The sequence below is a fragment of the Streptococcus sp. HMSC062B01 genome (genome assembly GCF_001811085.1).
Taxonomy (GTDB): domain Bacteria; phylum Bacillota; class Bacilli; order Lactobacillales; family Streptococcaceae; genus Streptococcus; species Streptococcus gordonii.
Map to the genome: position 1 here is coordinate 1 of NZ_KZ672765.1, position 20,785 is coordinate 20,785.

A 20,785-nucleotide genomic window follows, 5' to 3' on the forward strand; every position below is an offset into this window, starting at 1 on the left:
TTATCCGGCATAGCTCAGTTGGTAGTAGCGCATGACTGTTAATCATGATGTCGTAGGTTCGAGTCCTACTGCCGGAGTTATATCTATAAGTAAGACAAGAAATTCTTGTCTTTTTATATTTATTGTGTTTTTGCAATTTAACTTTTAAGTTCTTATTTAATAAAAAGCTTGAAGATTATTCTTCAAGCTTTTTATGTTTATTAAAGAATGCTTCATAGAGGGCTTTAATAGCTGCTTTTTCTTGTTCTGAGTTTACTACGAGCATGATAGAAACTTCGCTAGATCCTTGAGAGATCATTTGAATATTAATTTTGCTGTCTGATAGAGCCTTTGTAGCAGTAGCAGTCAGACCGATATGGCTTTTCATTTGCTCACCTACAATCATAATGATTGACAAGCCGTGTTCGATTTCTGCATGATCTACTTCAATTTTTTGTGTAAGTTGACGGAGAATTTCTTCTTCTTTTATTGGGGTTAATTCCCTTTCTCTTAGAATGATTGATAAATCATCGATTCCTGTCGGCATGTGTTCCCAACGAATATTCAATTCTTCCAAGATTTGGAGAACTTTGCGACCGAAACCAACTTCACGGTTCATCAAATATTTTGACATGTTTATACTAACAAAGTTGGAATCTCCTGCAATCCCGACAACAGGGATTGCTTTATCAGTATGATTTAGAATAATTTTTGTTCCTGGATGATTAGGGTTATTCGTATTTTTAATAACTAGAGGAATCTTACCACGGTAAGCTGGGATAAGTGCTTCATCGTGAAGAACACTAAAACCTGCATATGCTAACTCTCGCATTTCACGATAGGTTAACTCAGGAATAGAATCTGGTTCGTGAATAATACCAGGATGGGCTGCAAAAATGCCATCTACATCTGTGAAGTTTTCGTATAGGTCAGCTTTAACTCCGGCTGCAATGATTGAGCCTGTTATGTCAGAGCCACCTCTTGAGAAAGTGCAGATTTGATTATCTTTAGTTACACCAAAGAATCCAGGTATTACAAGTACTTCCTCAAAGTTGGTTAATTCTTCAATTTTATCGTAGCTAGAGGGCAAAATTCTTGCGTTTCCAGGCTCGCTACTGACAAATATTCCTGCATCTTTAGGATGAATATAACGGGCATTAAGGCCGTTTTTATTAAAAAATGCAGCAACCAGCTTGGCGTTATTGTTCTCTCCAGCTGCTAAAAAGCTATCATAAAGAAAGAGATTATCTTCGATTGGTAGTGTAGCTAGATTTAAAATGCTCTTTGTTATTTTTTCAAGGACAACAGGTTTGAGCTCTAATTCTTCAATCATCTGGGCATATCGATTAATGATCCATTCTTGGTGTGGGGTGACATCACCTTCTTCAACATAAGCTCGGTAATATTTGATTAGTGCGTCTGTAACCTTTGTATCAGATTGCTCTCGTTTTCCGGGTGCAGAAACAACTACAAACTTTCGTTCGGAATCAGATTTTACAATGTTTAAAACTTTTCCTAATTGAGTTGCAGAGGCAAGTGAACTACCACCAAATTTGACAACTTTCATATTTTCTCCTAAAGGGTTTTGTTATTATTCAGACAATTTGTAATATTGCTTCTTTACATTATAGCAAATATCAAGCATAGTGTCAGTTTTTTTAGGAATAAAAAGTAGAAAAGCCGAACTATTGCTTTATTCTTTCAGATTTTGTTTTGAGAAAATAAAATTTTGTGCTAGAATATTTTAAAAGCAACAATTTGATATTCAAAATATTTGCATATCAAATCAAATTGCTAAGATAGAATTTGGAGAAGTGATATGACATTTACAAATATTTTCTACGAAGTTCTGGACGAAGTAGCTGTTCTTACCTTTAACCGACCAGAGGTTTCTAACGGATTTAATATTCCAATGTGCCAAGAAATTTTAGAAGCAATTTCATTGGCTGCGTCAGATGATAGTGTAAAAATTTTGCTTATCAAGGCAAATGGTAAGGTTTTTTCAGTTGGAGGAGATTTAGCAGAAATGCAGCGTGCTGTTGATGCGGATGATATCCAATCCTTAGTGAAGATTGCTGAGTTAGTAAATGTTATTTCCTTTGAGATGAAGAAATTACCTAAGCCTGTCATCATGAGTGTCGATGGGCCTGTTGCAGGTGCTGCTGCTAATATGGTCGTTGCTGCTGATTTTTGTATTGCAAGTGAAAAAGCGCGATTTATTCAGGCTTTCGTTGGAGTTGGATTAGCTCCAGATGCGGGAGGACTGTATTTACTTACTCGTGCTATTGGTGTGACTCGTGCAACCCACCTTGTCATGACTGGTGAGGCTTTGACAGCTGACAAAGCTTTGGAATACGGGATTCTTTATCGACTTTGTGAATCTGAAAAGTTGGAGAAAACGACAGAGCAATTAATCAAAAAACTAAAACGTGGTTCAGGAAATTCGTATAAGGCAATGAAAGAAATGATTTGGAAAAGTCAATTTTCTGATTGGGAAGAATATGCTGAATTGGAATTGCACTTACAAAAGTCGTTAGCTTTTACCGAAGATTTTAAAGAAGGGGTCTGTGCTTATTCAGAAAAGCGTCGTCCTAAATTTCAAGGGAAATAATATCTGTTTATTGAAATTATATAAATTGAAAAAAAGTAAATCATTTTCAAAAAGAACTTGCAAAAATATTTGGACTTTGATATAATTTGATAGTCAAATGTTTTGATGCTTGAATATTTATAAAGGGGGATGGATGATTGAATTACCAATTAGTAAATGATTATTTGACGTCGATTTTTAATAATGTATTGGTGATTGAAGAGTCCAGTTTGCGGGGCAGTCGCTTCAATGACGTCTCTATCAAAGAAATGCATACGATTGATGTTATTGGCGAAACTCCCAATGCAACTCCTAGTGACATTTCTAGAGAGCTTATGGTGACTCTAGGAACTGTGACAACGAGCTTAAATAATCTGGAGCGAAAAGGGTATGTAGAACGAACTCGTTCTGATATTGATCGTCGTGTGGTTCATTTGAGTTTGACGAAAAGTGGTCGTCTTTTGTATCGTTTGCATCGACGTTTTCATCATTCAATGCTAGACAAGATTATTGCTGGTATGAGTAGGGATGAAATTCAAGTGATGCAAAAAGGCTTGAAAAACCTATATCAGTTTCTTGAGGATTTAAAATAATGAAATTTGCAAAAATCAGTCAAGTTGCTCATTATGCACCTGAGCAAGTCGTTACGAATGACGATTTAGCCCAAATCATGGATACAAGTGATGAATGGATTTCAAGTCGGACTGGAATCAGAAAGCGTCATATTTCTCATAATGAATCGACAAGCGATTTAGCGACAAGAGTTGCCTTAGATTTACTGAAAAAGTCAGGAATTTCTGCTCAAGATCTTGATTTTATCATCGTTGCTACTATTACGCCAGATTCATTGATGCCATCAACAGCGGCTCGCGTTCAGGCTAATATTGGAGCAAAGAAAGCTTTTGCATATGATTTAATAGCTGCTTGTAGTGGCTTTGTATTTGCACTTTCGACAGCTGAAAAACTTATATCTTCAGGTGTTTATCAGAAGGGGTTGGTTATTGGAAGTGAAACCTTATCAAAGGTTGTAGATTGGTCTGATCGAGGCACTGCGGTCTTGTTTGGTGATGGTGCGGGAGGAGTCTTGCTGGAAAGCACTTCTGATCAACATTTTCTTGCAGAAATCCAGAAAACGGATGGTTCTCGTGGAGAAAGTCTCACCTCTTGCCAAATTGGTTTGCAATCGCCTTTTGCGCAGACTGAGGATGATGAAAAATATTTGACAATGGATGGTAGGGCAATTTTTGATTTTGCTATTCGAGATGTTGCTCAGTCTATTAAAAATACGATCGAAGCTAGTCCGCTGGAAGTTGATGAAATAGATTATTTCTTGCTCCATCAGGCCAATGATCGTATTTTGAATAAAATAGCGAAAAAGCTTGGTGTTTCAAGAGATAAAATTCCAGCTAATATGATGGAATATGGAAATACAAGTGCAGCTAGTATCCCTATTTTACTATCTGAGTGTGTCGAGCAAGGCCTTGTTATGCTAGATGGAAGTCAGAAAATTTTATTATCTGGTTTCGGTGGAGGTTTGACATGGGGAACACTTATTGTTACAATTTAGTTAATCATGTGGTTTTCACATATTAAAAAATATTTTTATTTTAAAGGAGTCTATCATGGCAGTATTTGAAAAAGTACAAGAAATTATTGTAGAAGAACTTGGTAAAGAACCATCAGAAGTTACTCTTGAGTCAACTTTCGATGATCTTGAAGCAGATTCACTTGACTTGTTCCAAGTTATCTCAGAAATCGAAGATGCATTTGACATCCAAATCGAAACTGAAGAAGGTTTGAACACAGTTGGTGATTTGGTTGCTTATGTAGAAGAAAAAACTAAATAAGAAAAAGTAAATGGGGCTGAGAATACGTTCTCGCCCTCTTTTAAAGAAGACGAATTTGAGGTGGCAGTCTTGACTGTCTTTTATCTCTTCTAATGTTTAAGAGGAAACAATAGGCAGAGTAAAGATTCGATGAAGTCAAGATGGCCGGGGTGGAACGAAAAAGTCTGTTTAAATGATTTTTTATCCACTCCCTCTTGTTTAGGTAATAGTTTGACTGTCAAAGTATAGAAAACATTCGTTTTTAAGAGAATCAAGCTATTACTTAAGCAATGATAAAAGGAAGGTATTATGCAAACACGAATTACAGAATTACTAAATATTAAATATCCTATTTTCCAAGGTGGAATGGCTTGGGTAGCAGATGGAGACTTAGCTGGTGCTGTTTCTAAAGCAGGTGGTTTAGGAATTATCGGTGGAGGCAACGCTCCCAAAGAAGTTGTTAAAGCAAATATTGATAAGATTAAGTCTTTGACAGATAAGCCTTTTGGAGTGAATATCATGCTTTTATCACCTTTCGTTGATGATATTGTTGATTTAGTCATTGAAGAAGGCGTAAAAGTAGTGACAACTGGTGCAGGGAATCCAAGTCGGTATATGGCTCGTTTTCACGAAGCGGGTATTACGGTCATTCCAGTAGTGCCAAGTGTTGCTCTCGCTAAGAGGATGGAAAAAATTGGTGCAGATGCTGTTATTGCTGAGGGAATGGAAGCCGGAGGTCATATTGGGAAATTGACAACGATGGCCCTTACTCGGCAAGTTGTAGAAGCGGTCAATATCCCTGTTATTGCAGCTGGAGGTATTGCAGATGGTTCAGGTGCAGCTGCTGGCTTTATGTTAGGAGCAGAAGCAGTTCAATTAGGAACTCGCTTTGTGGTTGCTAAGGAATCAAATGCTCATCAAAATTATAAAGATATGATTTTGAAGGCGCGCGATATTGATACAACAATTTCAGCTCAGCATTTTGGTCATGCAGTCCGCGCTTTGAAAAATAAGCTGACAAGAGATTTTGAAAAAGCTGAAAAAGAAGCTTTCAAACAAGAAAATCCAGATTTAACAGTATTCGAAAATCTTGGTGCGGGTGCCTTAGCAAATGCAGTTGTCCGTGGAGATGTTGAGAATGGTTCGGTCATGTCAGGACAAATTGCTGGTTTGGTCAGCAAGGAAGAGACCGTTGAAGAAATTTTGAAAGATGTTTACTATGGTGCTGCTGAAAGAATTCAGCAAGAAGCTAAACGTTGGGCAGGAGTAACTAGAAATAATGACTAAAAAAGCCTTTCTGTTCGCTGGTCAGGGGGCACAGTACCTTGGTATGGGACGTGAGCTCTATGATCAATATGACGTGGTGAAATCAACTTTTGAGGAAGCTAGTCAAATTTTAGGCTATGATGTGCGTGATTTGATTGATAATGATGAAGAAAAACTAAATCAGACCCGCTATACCCAGCCAGCAATTTTGACTACGTCTCTGGCCATTTACCGTTTGTTAATTCAAGAAGGAATCCATCCTGATATGGTTGCTGGTCTTTCTTTAGGAGAATATTCTGCTTTGGTGGCTTCTGGAGCCTTAGATTTTCAAAGCGCTCTAGCTTTGGTTGCTAAACGCGGATCCTTCATGGAAGAAGCAGCTCCAGCAGGTTCTGGTAAAATGGTGGCAGTTCTTAATGCTGATTTAGATCTGATAGAGAATGCATGTAAAAAGGCTAGTGCGCTTGGCGTAGTGTCTCCAGCGAACTATAATACACCTAGCCAGATTGTAATTGGTGGAGAAGCTGAAGCAGTGGATAAAGCTGTAGAGCTTTTGCAAGAAGCTGGGGTAAAGAGATTGATTCCACTTAACGTATCAGGACCTTTCCACACGGCTCTATTGAAACCTGCTAGTGATTTATTAGCTGAAGCTTTAGAGAATGTCAATTTTTCTGACTTTAAAGTTCCTCTGGTAGGGAATACGGAAGCCAGTGTTATGGAAAAGGAACGAATCAAGGAGCTATTAACACGTCAAGTGATGGAGCCAGTTCGCTTTTATGATAGTATTGCCAGAATGCAAGAAGCTGGTGTAACAGAGTTTATCGAGATTGGTCCAGGAAAAGTTCTCTCTGGATTTGTAAAAAAGATTGATAAGTCTGCTGCTATTTATCAAGTTGAAGATCAAGCTAGTTTGACACAACTTCTGGAAAAATGAGGAAACAATATGGAATTAAAAGATAAGAACGTATTGATTACAGGCTCCACTCGGGGAATTGGTCTTGCTATTGCCCATAAATTCGCTAGTCTTGGAGCTAATATTATTTTAAATGGCCGTGGAGAAGTCTCAGAGGACGTCTTGGCAGAGTTTAAAGGCTATCCTGTAAAGGTTTTTGCGGTTACTGGGGATGTTTCAGATAGTGCTGATGCAAAGCGCATGGTAGAAGAAGCAGCTCTAGCTTTGGGTTCAGTAGATGTTTTGGTTAATAATGCAGGAATTACTAAAGATAAACTCATGCTTAAATTAACTGAGGAAGATTTTGAACAAGTGCTAAAGGTTAATTTGACTGGTGCATTTAACATGACGCAAGCTGTTTTAAAACCAATGACTAAGGCGCGTCAGGGAGCTATTATCAATATGTCTAGCGTGGTCGGTTTGACAGGAAATATTGGACAAGCAAACTATGCCGCCTCTAAAGCAGGTTTGATTGGCTTTTCTAAGTCAGTAGCTCGTGAGGTTGCGGCTCGTAATATTCGCGTCAATGTGATTGCCCCAGGATTTATTGAATCTGATATGACTGATGGTTTGCCAGAAAAAATTAAAGAAGCTTCTCTGGCTCAAATACCAATGAAGCGTTTTGGTAATACTGAGGAAGTTGCAGATGTTGCAGTCTTTCTTGCCAGTCAGGAATACTTAACAGGTCAGGTAATCACTATCGATGGTGGCTTGACAATGCAATAATTTAGTAAAAGTATAGAAAAAATCTACTTAGAATGCATCTTAGTTGCAATTTTCTAAGTTTAAATCTTACCGTAAAAAGGAGTGTTGAGATGAAACTAAATCGTGTTGTAGTAACTGGCTATGGCCTAACTTCCCCAATTGGAAATACACCAGAAGAATTTTGGACTAGCCTTAAGGAAGGAAAAATTGGTATTGGACCAATCACTAAGTTTGACCACAGTGAATTTGCTGTTCATAATGCTGCTGAGGTTCAAGATTTTCCTTTTGATAAATACTTCATTAAAAAAGACACTAACCGTTTTGATAATTATTCACTGTATGCTCTTTATGCTGCAGAGGAAGCTGTAAATCATGCTGGTCTTGACGTGGAAGCTATTGATAAAGATCGTTTTGGTGTTATCGTTGCTTCAGGTATCGGTGGTATTAAGGAAATTGAAGATCAAGTTATCCGCTTGCACGAAAAAGGTCCAAAACGAGTGAAACCAATGACACTTCCAAAAGCCTTGCCAAATATGGCTTCTGGGAATGTTGCCATGCGCTTTGGTGCCAATGGAGTTTGTAAATCCATTAATACAGCGTGTGCCTCATCTAACGATGCAATTGGAGATGCCTTCCGTTCTATTAAATTTGGTTTCCAAGATGTGATGTTAGTTGGTGGTTCTGAAGCTTCCATCACTCCTTTTGCGATTGCTGGTTTCCAAGCATTGACGGCTTTGTCCACAACTGAAGACCCAACTCGTGCATCTATTCCATTTGATAAAGACAGAAATGGTTTTGTTATGGGTGAAGGATCTGGAATGTTGGTGTTGGAAAGTCTAGAACATGCTGAAAAACGTGGTGCAACAATCCTTGCTGAAGTTGTTGGTTATGGAAATACTTGTGATGCTCACCACATGACCTCACCACATCCGGAAGGGCTTGGTGCGATTAAAGCTATTAAACTAGCATTAGAAGAAGCCGAAATTAAGCCTGAAGATGTGGCATATGTTAATGCTCACGGAACTTCTACTCCTGCCAATGAAAAAGGAGAGAGTGGTGCGATTGTGGCTGTTTTAGGCAAAGATGTCCCTGTTTCTTCAACTAAATCTTTTACAGGGCATTTACTTGGAGCAGCTGGAGCAGTGGAAGCTATTGCGACTATTGAAGCAATGCGTCATAGCTTTGCACCAAAGACTGCAGGAACTCAAGAATTGTCTGATTACATTGAAGCCAATGTCATTTTTGGACAAGGAAAAGAACAGGAAATTCCTTATGCTATTTCCAATACATTTGGTTTTGGTGGACATAATGCTGTTCTAGCCTTTAAACGTTGGGAGGCATAATAACTTATGAATATCAATGAAATTAAAGACTTGATGGCACAGTTTGACCAATCAAGTTTGCGGGAATTTTCGTATAAAAATCAACAAGATGAACTGACATTCAGTAAAAACGAAGGAAGAATTGTACCTCAAGAGGTTAATGCAAGTACTCTTCCTACAGCTACACCAGTAGCTCCAATTGCTCCAGCTCCTCAGGCTGAAGTAGTTGTTGAACAGCAAGAAGTGATTGCTGAAGCAGCACCTGCACCAAGTGCAGCTGAAGGTGATGTTGTGGAAAGTCCTTTGGTTGGAGTAGCCTATTTAGCAGCCGGACCAGATAAACCTGCTTTTGTGAACGTAGGTGACCAAGTGAAGAAAGGGCAAACCTTGATGATTATCGAGGCTATGAAAGTCATGAACGAAGTACCTGCTCCTAAAGATGGTATTATCACGGAAGTTTTAGTTCAAAATGAAGAAATGGTTGAATTTGGGAAAGGTCTGGTACGCATTAAATGATCGATATCAATGCAATAAAAGAGGCGCTTCCGCATCGTTATCCAATGTTGTTGGTGGATCGTGTATTAGAAGTTGGCGAAGATGAGATTGTTGCTTTAAAAAATGTGACAATTAATGAACCATTCTTTAACGGACATTTTCCACAGTATCCAGTCATGCCGGGTGTTTTGATTATGGAAGCTTTGGCTCAGACTGCGGGTGTACTGGAATTGTCTAAAGAAGAAAACAAAGGCAAATTAGTCTTTTATGCGGGAATGGATAAGGTCAAATTCAAGAAACAAGTTGTTCCAGGTGATCAGCTTATCATGACTGCTAAATTTGTGAAACGTCGTGGTACTATTGCAGTTGTTGAAGCTAAAGCAGAAGTAGATGGCAAACTTGCAGCTAGTGGCACCTTGACATTTGCTATTGGCCAATAGAAAAGGGAGATTTCACCATGTTTCGTAAAATATTGATTGCTAACCGTGGGGAAATTGCGGTCAGAATTATTCGTGCGGCTCGAGAGTTGGGGATTGCTACAGTGGCGGTCTATTCAACAGCTGATAAAGAAGCTCTACATACATTGTTGGCAGATGAAGCTATTTGTATTGGCCCTGCTAAGTCTACTGATTCTTATCTAAATATGAATGCTGTGCTTTCAGCAGCTGTTCTAACAGAGGCCGAAGCTATTCACCCTGGTTTTGGATTTTTGAGTGAAAATTCTAAGTTCGCAACCATGTGTGAAGAAGTTGGTGTGAAATTCATCGGTCCTTCTGGGGCGATCATGGATATGATGGGCGATAAGATTAATGCTCGTGCTCAGATGATTAAAGCTAATGTTCCAGTTATTCCAGGATCTGACGGAGAAGTTTTTACTGCAGAAGAGGCTTTGGAGGTTGCTGAAAAAATTGGCTACCCTGTTATGCTTAAGGCTTCTGCTGGAGGTGGCGGAAAGGGAATCCGTAAGGTTGAAAAGGCTGAAGATTTGGTAGCGGCTTTTGAGTCTGCTTCAAGCGAAGCCAAGGCAGCCTTTGGTAATGGAGCCATGTATATGGAGCGTGTTATTTATCCTGCTCGTCATATTGAAGTGCAGATTTTGGCAGATCAGTATGGACATGTTGTCCATCTGGGCGAACGTGATTGCTCGCTCCAGCGTAATAACCAAAAGGTCTTAGAAGAAGCTCCATCAGTGGCTATAGGGAAGACTCTTCGTCAAAAGATTGGAGATGCAGCTGTACGAGCAGCTCAGTCAGTCGGCTATGAAAATGCTGGAACAATTGAGTTTCTTTATGATGAAAATAAGGGTGAGTTCTACTTTATGGAAATGAACACTCGTGTTCAAGTAGAACATCCTGTAACAGAATTTGTGACTGGCGTAGATATTGTTAAGGAACAGATTCGCATTGCTGATGGTCAAGAACTTTCTTTCACACAAGATGATATTGAAATTCGCGGTCATGCCATCGAATGCCGGATCAATGCTGAAAATCCAGCCTTTAATTTTGCCCCAAGTCCGGGTAAGATTTCAAACCTATATTTGCCTAGTGGTGGGGTAGGTCTTCGTGTGGACTCAGCTGTTTATCCAGGTTACACTATTCCTCCATACTATGATAGTATGATTGCTAAAATCATTGTTCATGGGGAAAATCGTTTTGACGCTTTGATGAAGATGCAACGAGCTCTTTATGAATTGGAAATCGATGGTGTATTAACCAACAGTGAGTTTCAGTTAGACTTGATTTCAGACTCTCAGGTTATTGCAGGGGATTATGATACAGCCTTTTTAATGGAGAAATTTCTCCCTGCTTACCAAGAAAGATTAAAAGAAGATAAATAAAACCTTTCATAAAGCGAAGGAAGCTAAGCTTTTGTAAAGGGAAACTGTAGTAATAAAGGAGTAAATGATGGCTTTATTCTCCAAAAAGGATAAATATATCCGGATTAATCCTAATCGTTCATATAGGGAACTGCCTCAACAAAAACCAGAGGTACCGGATGAGCTCTTTTCGAAATGTCCTGGTTGTAAGCATACCATTTACCAAAAAGATTTAGGTAGCGATCGTGTTTGTCCTAATTGTGGTTATACTTTCCGTATTACAGCACTTGAGCGACTTGCTTTAACTGTAGATGAAGATACTTTTGAAGAATTATTTACAGGCATTGAAACGAAAGATCCATTGAATTTTCCTAATTATAAGGACAAATTGGCCCAAATGCGTGAAAAAACTGGCTTGGATGAAGCTGTGTTAACAGGAACTGCCTCCATCAAAGGACATAAAACAGCTTTGGGAATAATGGACTCAAACTTTATCATGGCCTCCATGGGAAGTGTAGTTGGAGAAAAAATTACACGCTTGTTTGAATATGCAACTGAACTTCGATTACCAGTAGTCTTGTTTACAGCTTCTGGAGGGGCACGTATGCAGGAAGGGATTATTAGTCTCATGCAGATGGCTAAAATTTCAGCGGCAGTACAAAGACATTCTAAAGCAGGTTTGTTTTATCTGACGATTTTGACAGACCCTACTACTGGTGGGGTAACAGCGTCATTTGCAATGGAAGGTGACATTATTTTAGCGGAACCTCAAAGTCTTGTTGGATTCGCTGGTCGTCGAGTTATTGAATCCACTGTTCGTGAAAATTTGCCAGATGGTTTTCAAAAGGCAGAATTTCTCTTGGAACATGGTTTTGTAGATGCTATTGTTAAACGAGCAAAATTAAGAGATAAGATTGCTAAATTGTTGGAATTTCATGGAGGGCAGCAATGACAAAGATTACTCGGATTGTAAGAGAAGCGAGAGATCAGACTCGGCTGACGGCTCTTGATTATGCCAAGGCAATTTTTGATGATTTCATTCAATTGCATGGAGATCGTTCTTTTCGAGATGATGGAGCTGTGATTGGGGGCATCGGTAGCCTAGACGGCCGTCCAGTGACTGTTATTGGAATTCAAAAAGGGAAGAATCTTCAAGATAATCTAAAACGGAATTTCGGTCAGCCTCATCCTGAAGGCTATCGTAAAGCTTTGCGCCTAATGAAGCAGGCAGAAAAATTTGGTCGCCCAATCGTTACTTTTATCAATACTGCTGGAGCTTATCCAGGTGTTGGAGCAGAAGAGCGTGGCCAAGGTGAAGCTATTGCTCGAAACTTGATGGAGATGAGTGATCTGAAAGTACCTATTATTGCCATTATTATTGGTGAAGGTGGTTCTGGAGGGGCCTTAGCTCTAGGAGTGGCGAATCGAGTTTGGATGTTAGAAAATTCTATTTATGCAGTTTTGAGTCCAGAAGGCTTTGCTTCTATCTTGTGGAAGGACGGCAGTAGAGCAATGGAAGCTGCTGAGTTAATGAAAATAACATCCCACGAACTTTTACAAATGGAGATTGTTGATAAGGTAATTGAGGAAACAGGTTTAAGCAATCAGGACTTGATTACTTCTATCAAACAAGAACTTTTAGTTGAATTAGAACAACTTTCTTCGTGGAGCGTGGAAGAATTGGTAGACCAACGTTATCAGCGTTTTAGAAAATATTAAGAAGATTTTTTGAAGACCAAGATATTCTTGTCTTGGTCTCTTTTTAAGAATTGTTAGTCTACAATCTATCTTTTTTACCTTAAATCAGATAGCTTGTGCTTAGAGAAGGAGAAGTCAAATGGAAAAAAATCGTTTGTACATTATCATTGCGTCAGTAGCAGTAATAATTGGAAGTGTTTTGCCTTGGGGGACTGTAAACCTAGGTGGATTGGGTGGTTTAAGTGTTTCAGGAATTGAAGGTGATGGGAAAATTATTATAATTTTAGCCATCGGATCTATTGTCTTAGCTATTCTTAAAGATCGTACTCAGCCTTTGATTAAAAACTTGGCTCTGGGAGTTGTGGCTTTGGGAGTTATTGAGACAGCTATTTCTATTTATGCCCTGTTTCGCTTAGGTGATATGAGTGCTAATTTTGGTTATGGTGGTTATGGTATTTCAGTCGGTATAGGTTTGTACTTGACTGCAATTGCTTCAATTGCAACATTTGTTTTAGGATTAATGGCTTTTTCAGGTGGAAAGATTTCAAAAGAAACCTTGACAGATGCAGCCAATGTAAGTAAGGAATTTGCTCAAACTGTTGGCCGTGTAACTTCTGCAACAGTAAAAACCGCTGTAAATGAAATCAAAAAAGAAACCGATCAGCCAAAAGATACAGAAACACCTGCTTCAGCTGAAGAATCTAAAAAAGTAGAAGCAGATGAAAATAAAGAAGAGCCCACAAAGCTAGTAACAGAAGAAACAGTTGAAAAACAGGTTCAGTCTGAACCAACAGTGGAAGAGGAAAGCTTAGATGCCGTTGTTTCTGACGAAGCAGTTGAGAGCGATAAAGAATAATCTTCTATAAGAATTGCTAATGAAAAAGTGTCTTAGTAACCATAGAGGTGAAAAAATTAAAAAAGAAGCCAGAAGGCTTCTTTTTTTGTTTAAACTTTTGTTTGATCACGATAAATTTAGGTAAAAAATTTTAGTTTGAATTACTGCATTATATTCTCTTTATAGGACTTATATAAAATATATATTATACAAGCTGTAGAACCTATGTTAAGATAGTTGCTAATTAAAAGAAAAGAGGTCATTTATGTCAGAATTTACTATCCATACAATTGAATCTGCTCCTGCTGAAGTGAAGGAAGTTTTAGAAACCGTTCAAAAAGATAACGGGGGTTACATTCCTAATCTTATCGGTCTTTTGGCAAATGCGCCAACAGCTTTGGAAACATATCGGACGGTTGGAGCCATCAATCGCCGTAACAGCCTAACACCAACTGAGCGTGAAGTAGTGCAGATTACGGCTGCAGTTACTAATGGCTGTGCTTTCTGTGTGGCGGGTCATACAGCTTTTTCAATCAAGCAGATTCAAATGAATGATGATCTTTTGGAGGCACTGCGCAATCGTACTCCGATTGATACAGATCCGAAGTTAGATACGCTTGCTAAATTTACTATTGCTGTCATTAATACTAAGGGACGGGTCGGAGATGAGGCTTTGGCAGATTTCCTAGAAGCGGGCTATACACATGAGAATGCTCTGGATGTAGTTCTGGGTGTTAGCCTTGCGACCCTTTGCAATTATGCCAATAATTTGGCAAACACGCCAATTAATCCGGAATTACAGCCTTATGCCTAGTCTTTGAGGAGGTGGCAAATGACATTTTTTTCAGAAGAGTTTATCAACTGGTTGGATGACCACGCTGATCAGATTGACAAAGAATCCTGTGCAGCTGGCAATCAACTGATTGAGCGTATCGCTGCAGAAGGAGCCTTTCGGGTTGGTGTTCCAGAAGAGCTGGGAGGCCGAGGTGGCAATGATACGGATGTGATAGAAGTACTCAAGGAGTTGGCTCACCATTCTTTGACCGCCTCCTTTATCTCTTGGGGGCAAAGGACCTTTATTGATAACATTTTAAAATCTCCTAATCCCTACTTTAGAGAGCACTATTTGGAGGGTCTCCTGTCAGGGGAATATGCAGGTGCGACAGCCCTGTCCAATGCCGTTAAATTCCTATCGGACCTAGAGGAGTTAAATGTCTCTATTGTAGAAGAAGACGGGAATCTTTATCTCAAGGGACGTCTGCCTTGGGTAACCAATGCTCGCGCGGATCGCTTCCTCAGCATATTTGTTGCCGGTTTCGAAGACGGGAGCCACCAGCCACTGGTTCTGGCTGTGCCGTCTGATGCAGAGAATTTTTCCCGTTCAGCTGATTTAGAGTTTGTATCTTTGCAAGGGGGAAATACAGCTGCCCTGACCTTCAATCATGTGCCTTTGCAAGAGGAATGGATTCTTGCACAAGATGCCCAGGCCTTTTTGGCAGAAAATCGCCCAGCTTTTCTCGGTTATCAATTTGGTCTGGCTCTTGGTCTAGCGGAGAAGTCTCTGGCAGAGGTTGAAGCCAATCTGTCAGTTCGCTCTATTTTGAGAGAGGAGTGGGAGGAGCAAGTGGCTGCTCTGACTGAAATCCAGGATCAGCTCTATAGAGGTCTTCTCCAGCCTGGCTATTTTGTTGAGCGTCCTAAGGAACTCTTTCAGCTGCGAATTGATATAGTTGATGTGGTGGCTCAAAGTCTGCTCTTGGAGCTACAGGCTAGTGGAGGCAGAGGATACTTGAGTAATTCGACTTCAGGCTTTATACGCCGTTGGAACGAAGGAGCTTTTCTTCCCATTGTCTCACCGAGTGCAGTCCAGCTACGGCATATTTTAGAAGCTTCATAGAAATGAAGGCAAACCAGTGACTGATTTATCAGTAGAATGGACATTAAGACGATGATGCAAAAGAGTCACTTTGTAAGCAATTAACGGTGCTTTAGTTTCTTGAATAGTCTTGATGATTTGCTTATTTCTGACACTAATGTAGCCATATCATCTCAAAACAATTGCAAGGATCGACATAAGCTAACATTTTTAGTGACTCTTGCTCCTTATTTCAAGTTTAGTAGGCTACCTTTTACTTATTTCCTATGCGAGCTAGATATATTTTGTAGAAGCAGTTAAGTTGCTATATATCCTTTCTGGCTGTTGAGATGTCGTCTATGTCTGTTTTTACGATACAGTCTCATTGCTGGTCAGAAAGATAAGAAAAAATCCAAGATGATATTCTTTGAAAATCTGTTTTTGATTTTCTCTGAGTTATTCTCGGATTTTTTTATTTTAGTAAATTAAGTCTATACTTAGACCTAGTGATATAGGCAAAGTATCAGGAGAATCTGCTTTTTATTTTGGTGCGATGACTTCTAATCCACCCATATACGGACGTAGAACCTCTGGGATAGTCACAGATCCATCTTCGTTTTGGTAATTTTCTAAGATAGCAGCCACTGTGCGTCCGACAGCAAGTCCAGAACCGTTGAGAGTATGAAGGAGTTTGACCTTGCCGTCTGCTTCATCACGGTAGCGAATTTGAGCTCTACGAGCTTGGAAATCTTCTGTGTTAGAGCAGCTAGAGATTTCACGGTAGGTGTTCTGAGCAGGAATCCAAACTTCCAAGTCGTAGGTCTTAGCAGCTGAGAAGCCCATATCTCCAGTACAGAGTGCTACAACGCGGTAAGGCAGATTCAGCTTTTGCAGGATATTTTCTGCGTTGGCAGTCATCTTTTCTAGCTCTTCATAAGATTCTTCTGGCTTGGCAAATTTCACCATTTCAACCTTGTGGAATTGGTGCAGACGAATCAGACCGCGCGTATCACGACCGGCAGAGCCAGCTTCAGAGCGGAATGATGGGCTCATAGCCGTGAAGTAGATTGGTAATTCTTTTCCGTCGAGAATTTCGTCTCGATAGTAGTTGGTCAACGGAACTTCAGCAGTCGGAATCAGAACGAAGTTGGTATCGCTTAGCTCAAACGTATCTTCTTTGAACTTAGGATACTGCCCAGTCCCAAACATGGAATCATGGTTTACCATATAAGGAGTGATGACTTCGGTATAGCCTTCTTTGCCATGCTCATCCAGCATGAAGTTATAGATAGCACGCTCAAGTCTTGCTCCCAAGCCCTTATAGAAGAGGAAGCGAGCACCAGTAACTTTTGCCCCGCGCTCCCAGTCTAAGATATCCAGATCTTCACCCAAATCCCAGTGAGCCTTAGCTTCAAAGTCAAATTGGCGTGGTGTACCCCAGCGACGAACTTCGACATTTTCATCCTCGTCTGCTCCGACAGGAACACTTTCGTGCGGGATATTAGGTAGAGTAGTAGTGAATTCAGTCAACTTAGCATCCAGCTCAGCCAAGCTTGCGTCTAAGTTCTTGACTTCAGCAGAGAGTTTTTGCATGGCAGCAATCTTGTCATCTGCATTTTCTTTGTTGCGTTTAGCTTGGGCAATTTCGGCAGAAACAGTATTACGCTCTGCCTTTAGCTCTTCGACCTTGACCAATAAATCCCGACGTTCTTTGTCAATAGTTTTCATTTGGTTAAGGGTAGCAGCGTCAACACCTCGCGTAGCTAATTTTGCAGCTACAGTATCAAAGTCCGTACGGATGCGTTTTAAATCTAACATAGGTACCTCCAAAAATAAAAAGCACTTTATGAAACTGTTGGAGCGACAGAGCCGCGGTTCCATCCAACTTCACAAAAGTGCACTTGCTTAATTATTCATTTTTAAACTAACGGTAGAATTTCCTATTTTCTTCTTATCTGCTCACAGCCACCGCAGACTTTCTGAAAAGTGCCCAATAGTACTTATCCGTTTCGACTATTATACAGGATTTTCCGGAAAATGTAAATCCCAGGATGGGAAAAATCTTGACAGAAAAAGATAACTATGTTATCTTTAGATAGGGGTAATACAGTTATCCAAAGGAGTTCTTATGGTAAAACAAACAACGCGTGACCGTATGATTGAAAAGGCAAGCCAGCTTATCAGAGAGTATGGCTATCAGAATATCCCCCTAAGGAAACTGGCATCTCTGCTGGGGGTTACGACTGGTGCTTTCTACAAGGCTTTTGAGAATAAGGAGGAACTTTACTATCAGGTCTGTCTTTTGGAAAACCAGAAGCAGCTTAAGCGTTTAGAGGAGCAGTATCTAGATGGAGTCTCTGATCCTCTGGATTGCATTTGGCAGATAGGACTCTTTCTTTTATCGGAATACAAGACCAACAGTCAGATAATGGATTTTCTCTTTTTCAGCCCTGTAGCGACAGAGGCTTACCGGAAAGGTGAGCTTCTGGAAATCGGGAATAAGACAGTGGTTTATCTGGATCAGCTGCCTATTGAGAGTCAGAAAGAGAAAAAGATTCTCTTGCTCAAGCTGGACACCTTCATCACAGGCTATGGTCATTTTATTGCCAAAGGCTTGGAGCCTTTTGATGAGGAAGTCTATCGCTCAATGTTCAATGATTTACTAGGAGGTTACAAACATGATTAAAAATCTCATTGTTTATGCACATCCCTATGAGAAAAGCTTTAACCATGCTATTTTAGAGCAGGTTCAAGATTTGTTGGAGAAGAAAGGTCAGACCTATGAATTGATCGATCTCTATGAGGATGGTTTTAATCCAGTCTATACCAAGGAAGAGCTAGCACTTTTTAATAAAGGGCAGGCACTTGACCCACTGGTTTTAAAATATCAGGAAGCTCTTGCGTCCTGTGACCGCCTTATCATGATTTTTCCTATCTGGTGGGCGGATATGCCAGCTATTGTCAAGGGCTTTGAAGATAAGGTCTTTTTGAAAAATAAGATTTACGAGGAGAGCAAAACTCGCCAGTTAGTTGGTCGTCTGACCAATATTAAAGAGGTGTTGGCTATTACTACCTCTGCAGCACCGACCTTCTATCTTAAGTATTTCTGTGGTGACGTCGTCAAGAAAGCCATGTTGGGCCATACCTTTAAGTCTATCGGTGCTAGACAGCGCCGTTGGTTGAATTTCGGGAATATTTCTCAGTCTACAGCTGAAAAACGTCAAGATTTTTTAGAAAAATTGGCAGAAAAGATTTGAAGAGGTAGCTATCATGATTCGTTTTCGAAGAGCAGATGAACGAGATCTTGCTGCTGCGGTCTCGGTTTTAACTGCTGCTTTTGCTAAGCATGAGATCTACAGAGAAAAATTTCGTCCTCTCTTTGGCAGTAGCCAGTCTTATATTGATTTTCTAAATAGATTGCATGCAGTTATGGTTAAGGCAGCGATGCGTCATCATATTTGTCTGCTTGCTGAAGTGGACGGGCGTCTTATGGGGGTCGCTACTATTCATAAGCTCGGTAATCATCCTGTCGGTATGCTTTCCTTTTTGCGGGCAGGAGCATGGAGGATGTGGCAATATATTCCTCAGCTTTTAGCTTTTCAAAAAGTCTTTGGGGAGGGCAGTAAAGAAGCTAAAAAAAGGGGTAGTTCAACTCTTTATCTTGAATTGCTGGGGGTGCTACCTGATTATCAAGGACAGGGAGTTGGCGGTCTTTTTATCTCAAAGGGACTTGAGTTGCTTGCAAAAGAAGAGAAATGCCAGCGGCTTACTTTAATTACTCATACAGAAAGCAACTGTCGTTTTTACAAAAAGAACGGATTTAAACAACTAGATGTCCGTGATGTTGAAGGTGTCAAGACATGGACTTTTGAGAAAAAAATAGCTGATGTTTATACTTTTTGAAGATCTAATGATGCGGTCTTGCATTGATAATGTCAGCTTACTCCACCCCATCATTTCAAAGGGCTGAAATAGTGCATTCTCAAACCTGTTTCACTTTTCAATTTTTTGTGCTAGCTCCATTTTGCTGATATAAGCAACTTTTGTCTTAGTCGAAAATATAAAAAATAAGGTTGAAACTTTTTCAACCCTATTTTTTCTTCTTAAAGATTCCAGCAATTTTTTGTAACAGAGTCGGCAATCTAACCACCTTGTCGTTGCCGATATGCTCCCGAGCAATTTTGAGAATCTTACCAGAGTCTTTGGAGGCAAAGAGAAATTTTCCTTTGTCAGTCCAGATTTCAAAGTGGCGGCTGACTTTCTTGCCAGAAACATTGGCGCCGATAGCAGTGATGCTAGTCCAAGGCAGCTGAATATAATCTTCTACATTGGCATCAGCATAAAACTCAAGAGCTGTCTCGCCGATTAAAAATTTCCCAACCTTACCGCCTAATCCGAGGTAGGAAACGCCAGTGGTATTAAATTCAACTGTTTTGTTTTGTGATTGCGCCATAATTGCTCCTTCAAAGTAAATCTCTTTCTATTATACCACAAGAAAAAGAAGGCCGAAACCTTCTTTTTGATTACATAATATTGAAGTAGTGAGCAACAATACCAACAATAAATAATGCAACGATGATAATGATTGGTGAAACTTTTTTCTTCAATAACCACATACAGAGGAATGTTAAGAGTAATCCTAGCAGTCCTGGTATTAAAGAATCAAGTTGACCTTGTAGGGTATTTTGTTTTACTGGTCCAAGGTTTACACCAGGGGCTCTGTTTAATATTTCAACTAATTTCTCTCCGGTTACAGGGCCGTTAGGAATTTCAACATAAGCTTTTGGATCTGTAAGAGTTGTAGATGGCAAGGCAATTTTGAAACCAATGTTGACCCATTGTTTTACAAGAACACCAATGATAAACATACCCAAGATAGAGGCACCTTTGGTAATATCTTGGAGGATACCACCAGACATATCTTTGGTGATTTCAGAACCAGCCTTGTAGCCTAATTCTTGTGTGTACCAGAGGAAAGCCATACGAATTGCATTCCAAAGAACAAAGAAAAGTAGTGGACCGATGATATTTCCTGATGCGGCTAGAGAAGCTCCTAGTGCTCCTAAAATTGGTCGTACAGTAAACCAGAAAACAGGGTCTCCGATACCAGCAAGAGGTCCCATCATACCAATCTTAACCCCTTGGATAGCTGCATCATCAATTGACGCACCGTTTGCTTTTTCTTCTTCAAGTGCAAGTGTTACACCAAGAATAGGAGCTGCAACATATGGGTGAGTGTTGAAGAATTCCAAGTGACGCTCAAGAGCTGCAGCCTGGTCTTCCTTTTTAGTGTATAATCTTTTAATTGCTGGGATTAGTGAATAAGCCCAACCCAAGTTTTGCATGCGTTCATAGTTCCAAGAACCTTGTAAGAAAGTAGAACGCCACCAAACTTTTTGACGATCTGATTTTGTTAATTGCAGTTTTTCAGTCATGATTCGTTTCT

At 39.9% G+C, this 20,785-nt stretch carries 23 protein-coding genes and 1 tRNA gene; 20 read left to right on the plus strand and 4 right to left on the minus strand.

All coding sequences use genetic code 11. The features are described from left to right. Positions 1-3 precede the first annotated feature (3 nt). A tRNA-Asn gene (locus HMPREF2780_RS00330) sits at positions 4-77 on the plus strand. Positions 78-175: 98 nt separating this feature from the next. Here HMPREF2780_RS00330 and HMPREF2780_RS00335 read toward each other — a convergent pair. After that, positions 176-1,546, minus strand: a complete 1,371-nt coding sequence (locus HMPREF2780_RS00335) for an aspartate kinase (RefSeq protein ID WP_048777637.1) — start codon at positions 1,544-1,546, stop codon at positions 176-178. Positions 1,547-1,798: 252 nt separating this feature from the next. On the opposite strand from HMPREF2780_RS00335, the gene HMPREF2780_RS00340 reads away from it, so the two are divergent. The 16 genes from HMPREF2780_RS00340 to HMPREF2780_RS00415 all read left to right on the plus strand — a co-directional run bounded on the left by HMPREF2780_RS00340 (position 1,799) and on the right by HMPREF2780_RS00415 (position 15,381). Next, a complete protein-coding gene (locus HMPREF2780_RS00340; protein WP_048777635.1) occupies positions 1,799-2,590 on the plus strand; it encodes an enoyl-CoA hydratase in 792 nt (263 codons plus the stop codon). A 137-nt stretch (positions 2,591-2,727) separates the two neighbouring features. Beyond that, positions 2,728-3,162: a fatty acid biosynthesis transcriptional regulator FabT gene (gene fabT / locus HMPREF2780_RS00345; RefSeq protein ID WP_008809618.1), complete on the plus strand. Its 435-nt coding sequence runs from the start codon at positions 2,728-2,730 to the stop codon at positions 3,160-3,162. Beyond that, positions 3,162-4,136 carry a beta-ketoacyl-ACP synthase III gene (locus tag HMPREF2780_RS00350; RefSeq protein ID WP_048777633.1) on the plus strand — a complete coding sequence of 325 codons (975 nt, stop codon included), beginning with the start codon at positions 3,162-3,164 and terminating at the stop codon, positions 4,134-4,136. The genes fabT and HMPREF2780_RS00350 overlap by 1 nt, the downstream gene beginning before the upstream one ends. 55 nt (positions 4,137-4,191) lie before the next feature. After that, the gene (locus HMPREF2780_RS00355; protein WP_002893611.1) at positions 4,192-4,416 is read left to right on the plus strand and encodes an acyl carrier protein; all 225 of its coding nucleotides are present in this window, start codon (positions 4,192-4,194) and stop codon (positions 4,414-4,416) included. A 288-nt stretch (positions 4,417-4,704) separates the two neighbouring features. Continuing rightward, positions 4,705-5,682, plus strand: coding sequence for an enoyl-[acyl-carrier-protein] reductase FabK (gene fabK, locus HMPREF2780_RS00360; protein WP_048777631.1), 978 nt, complete (start codon positions 4,705-4,707; stop codon positions 5,680-5,682). After that, entirely contained in the window at positions 5,675-6,595 is a 921-nt protein-coding gene (gene fabD, locus HMPREF2780_RS00365; protein WP_048777628.1) for an ACP S-malonyltransferase, read from the plus strand. Before fabK ends, fabD begins: the two co-directional genes overlap by 8 nt. A 9-nt stretch (positions 6,596-6,604) precedes the next feature. After that, positions 6,605-7,339: a 3-oxoacyl-[acyl-carrier-protein] reductase gene (fabG, locus tag HMPREF2780_RS00370; protein ID WP_061596021.1), complete on the plus strand. Its 735-nt coding sequence runs from the start codon at positions 6,605-6,607 to the stop codon at positions 7,337-7,339. 89 nt (positions 7,340-7,428) lie between these two features. Then, positions 7,429-8,661, plus strand: a complete 1,233-nt coding sequence (fabF, locus tag HMPREF2780_RS00375; RefSeq protein WP_048777624.1) for a beta-ketoacyl-ACP synthase II — start codon at positions 7,429-7,431, stop codon at positions 8,659-8,661. A gap of 6 nt (positions 8,662-8,667) precedes the next feature. After that, positions 8,668-9,156, plus strand: coding sequence for an acetyl-CoA carboxylase biotin carboxyl carrier protein (gene accB, locus HMPREF2780_RS00380; RefSeq protein WP_048777622.1), 489 nt, complete (start codon positions 8,668-8,670; stop codon positions 9,154-9,156). Then, on the plus strand, positions 9,153-9,575 hold the full coding sequence (gene fabZ, locus HMPREF2780_RS00385) for a 3-hydroxyacyl-ACP dehydratase FabZ (RefSeq protein ID WP_048777619.1): 423 nt from the start codon (positions 9,153-9,155) through the stop codon (positions 9,573-9,575). Before accB ends, fabZ begins: the two co-directional genes overlap by 4 nt. A gap of 17 nt (positions 9,576-9,592) precedes the next feature. Continuing rightward, positions 9,593-10,972 (plus strand): acetyl-CoA carboxylase biotin carboxylase subunit, encoded by a 1,380-nt coding sequence (locus HMPREF2780_RS00390; protein ID WP_045773066.1) that lies wholly within the window; start codon positions 9,593-9,595, stop codon positions 10,970-10,972. A 67-nt stretch (positions 10,973-11,039) separates the two neighbouring features. Beyond that, positions 11,040-11,903: an acetyl-CoA carboxylase, carboxyltransferase subunit beta gene (gene accD / locus HMPREF2780_RS00395; protein ID WP_012130743.1), complete on the plus strand. Its 864-nt coding sequence runs from the start codon at positions 11,040-11,042 to the stop codon at positions 11,901-11,903. Beyond that, positions 11,900-12,670, plus strand: a complete 771-nt coding sequence (locus HMPREF2780_RS00400) for an acetyl-CoA carboxylase carboxyl transferase subunit alpha (protein ID WP_045504127.1) — start codon at positions 11,900-11,902, stop codon at positions 12,668-12,670. The genes accD and HMPREF2780_RS00400 overlap by 4 nt, the downstream gene beginning before the upstream one ends. Positions 12,671-12,788: 118 nt before the next feature. Continuing rightward, positions 12,789-13,505 carry a hypothetical protein gene (locus HMPREF2780_RS00405; RefSeq protein ID WP_223359950.1) on the plus strand — a complete coding sequence of 239 codons (717 nt, stop codon included), beginning with the start codon at positions 12,789-12,791 and terminating at the stop codon, positions 13,503-13,505. Between the two features lie 244 nt (positions 13,506-13,749). Next, a complete protein-coding gene (locus HMPREF2780_RS00410) occupies positions 13,750-14,298 on the plus strand; it encodes a carboxymuconolactone decarboxylase family protein (RefSeq protein ID WP_009659051.1) in 549 nt (182 codons plus the stop codon). A gap of 18 nt (positions 14,299-14,316) precedes the next feature. Further along, positions 14,317-15,381: an acyl-CoA dehydrogenase family protein gene (locus tag HMPREF2780_RS00415; RefSeq protein ID WP_048777617.1), complete on the plus strand. Its 1,065-nt coding sequence runs from the start codon at positions 14,317-14,319 to the stop codon at positions 15,379-15,381. A gap of 498 nt (positions 15,382-15,879) precedes the next feature. Here HMPREF2780_RS00415 and serS read toward each other — a convergent pair whose 3' ends face one another. Then, positions 15,880-17,157, minus strand: coding sequence for a serine--tRNA ligase (serS, locus tag HMPREF2780_RS00425; RefSeq protein ID WP_061596020.1), 1,278 nt, complete (start codon positions 17,155-17,157; stop codon positions 15,880-15,882). A gap of 310 nt (positions 17,158-17,467) precedes the next feature. Here serS and HMPREF2780_RS00430 point away from each other — a divergent pair, with 310 nt between their 5' ends. Genes HMPREF2780_RS00430 through HMPREF2780_RS00440 form a run of 3 tightly spaced genes read left to right on the plus strand, consistent with a single transcriptional unit; the run spans position 17,468 to position 19,242 of the window. After that, entirely contained in the window at positions 17,468-18,025 is a 558-nt protein-coding gene (locus HMPREF2780_RS00430) for a TetR/AcrR family transcriptional regulator (RefSeq protein ID WP_004193252.1), read from the plus strand. After that, the gene (locus tag HMPREF2780_RS00435; RefSeq protein WP_008809603.1) at positions 18,018-18,596 is read left to right on the plus strand and encodes an NAD(P)H-dependent oxidoreductase; all 579 of its coding nucleotides are present in this window, start codon (positions 18,018-18,020) and stop codon (positions 18,594-18,596) included. The genes HMPREF2780_RS00430 and HMPREF2780_RS00435 overlap by 8 nt, the downstream gene beginning before the upstream one ends. Positions 18,597-18,609: 13 nt before the next feature. Then, positions 18,610-19,242 carry a GNAT family N-acetyltransferase gene (locus HMPREF2780_RS00440; RefSeq protein ID WP_061596019.1) on the plus strand — a complete coding sequence of 211 codons (633 nt, stop codon included), beginning with the start codon at positions 18,610-18,612 and terminating at the stop codon, positions 19,240-19,242. Positions 19,243-19,429: 187 nt separating this feature from the next. Here HMPREF2780_RS00440 and HMPREF2780_RS00450 read toward each other — a convergent pair whose 3' ends face one another. Both HMPREF2780_RS00450 and HMPREF2780_RS00455 read right to left on the minus strand, forming a co-directional pair. After that, positions 19,430-19,792: a DUF956 family protein gene (locus HMPREF2780_RS00450; RefSeq protein WP_002908911.1), complete on the minus strand. Its 363-nt coding sequence runs from the start codon at positions 19,790-19,792 to the stop codon at positions 19,430-19,432. Positions 19,793-19,862: 70 nt separating this feature from the next. Continuing rightward, positions 19,863-20,774: a PTS system mannose/fructose/sorbose family transporter subunit IID gene (locus tag HMPREF2780_RS00455; protein WP_008809602.1), complete on the minus strand. Its 912-nt coding sequence runs from the start codon at positions 20,772-20,774 to the stop codon at positions 19,863-19,865. Positions 20,775-20,785 lie beyond the last annotated feature (11 nt).

Excerpts from the sequence above, each read along its gene's own strand:
- HMPREF2780_RS00335 (WP_048777637.1), bottom strand. The coding sequence starts at position 1,546 with ATGAAAGTTGTCAAATTTGGTGGTAGTTCACTTGCCTCTGCAACTCAA.
- HMPREF2780_RS00340 (WP_048777635.1), top strand. The coding sequence starts at position 1,799 with ATGACATTTACAAATATTTTCTACGAAGTTCTGGACGAAGTAGCTGTT.
- HMPREF2780_RS00350 (WP_048777633.1), top strand. The coding sequence starts at position 3,162 with ATGAAATTTGCAAAAATCAGTCAAGTTGCTCATTATGCACCTGAGCAA.
- HMPREF2780_RS00355 (WP_002893611.1), top strand. The coding sequence starts at position 4,192 with ATGGCAGTATTTGAAAAAGTACAAGAAATTATTGTAGAAGAACTTGGT.
- fabK (WP_048777631.1), top strand. The coding sequence starts at position 4,705 with ATGCAAACACGAATTACAGAATTACTAAATATTAAATATCCTATTTTC.
- fabD (WP_048777628.1), top strand. The coding sequence starts at position 5,675 with ATGACTAAAAAAGCCTTTCTGTTCGCTGGTCAGGGGGCACAGTACCTT.
- fabG (WP_061596021.1), top strand. The coding sequence starts at position 6,605 with ATGGAATTAAAAGATAAGAACGTATTGATTACAGGCTCCACTCGGGGA.
- fabF (WP_048777624.1), top strand. The coding sequence starts at position 7,429 with ATGAAACTAAATCGTGTTGTAGTAACTGGCTATGGCCTAACTTCCCCA.
- accB (WP_048777622.1), top strand. The coding sequence starts at position 8,668 with ATGAATATCAATGAAATTAAAGACTTGATGGCACAGTTTGACCAATCA.
- fabZ (WP_048777619.1), top strand. The coding sequence starts at position 9,153 with ATGATCGATATCAATGCAATAAAAGAGGCGCTTCCGCATCGTTATCCA.
- HMPREF2780_RS00390 (WP_045773066.1), top strand. The coding sequence starts at position 9,593 with ATGTTTCGTAAAATATTGATTGCTAACCGTGGGGAAATTGCGGTCAGA.
- accD (WP_012130743.1), top strand. The coding sequence starts at position 11,040 with ATGGCTTTATTCTCCAAAAAGGATAAATATATCCGGATTAATCCTAAT.
- HMPREF2780_RS00400 (WP_045504127.1), top strand. The coding sequence starts at position 11,900 with ATGACAAAGATTACTCGGATTGTAAGAGAAGCGAGAGATCAGACTCGG.
- HMPREF2780_RS00405 (WP_223359950.1), top strand. The coding sequence starts at position 12,789 with ATGGAAAAAAATCGTTTGTACATTATCATTGCGTCAGTAGCAGTAATA.
- HMPREF2780_RS00410 (WP_009659051.1), top strand. The coding sequence starts at position 13,750 with ATGTCAGAATTTACTATCCATACAATTGAATCTGCTCCTGCTGAAGTG.
- HMPREF2780_RS00415 (WP_048777617.1), top strand. The coding sequence starts at position 14,317 with ATGACATTTTTTTCAGAAGAGTTTATCAACTGGTTGGATGACCACGCT.
- serS (WP_061596020.1), bottom strand. The coding sequence starts at position 17,157 with ATGTTAGATTTAAAACGCATCCGTACGGACTTTGATACTGTAGCTGCA.
- HMPREF2780_RS00430 (WP_004193252.1), top strand. The coding sequence starts at position 17,468 with ATGGTAAAACAAACAACGCGTGACCGTATGATTGAAAAGGCAAGCCAG.
- HMPREF2780_RS00435 (WP_008809603.1), top strand. The coding sequence starts at position 18,018 with ATGATTAAAAATCTCATTGTTTATGCACATCCCTATGAGAAAAGCTTT.
- HMPREF2780_RS00440 (WP_061596019.1), top strand. The coding sequence starts at position 18,610 with ATGATTCGTTTTCGAAGAGCAGATGAACGAGATCTTGCTGCTGCGGTC.
- HMPREF2780_RS00450 (WP_002908911.1), bottom strand. The coding sequence starts at position 19,792 with ATGGCGCAATCACAAAACAAAACAGTTGAATTTAATACCACTGGCGTT.
- HMPREF2780_RS00455 (WP_008809602.1), bottom strand. The coding sequence starts at position 20,774 with ATGACTGAAAAACTGCAATTAACAAAATCAGATCGTCAAAAAGTTTGG.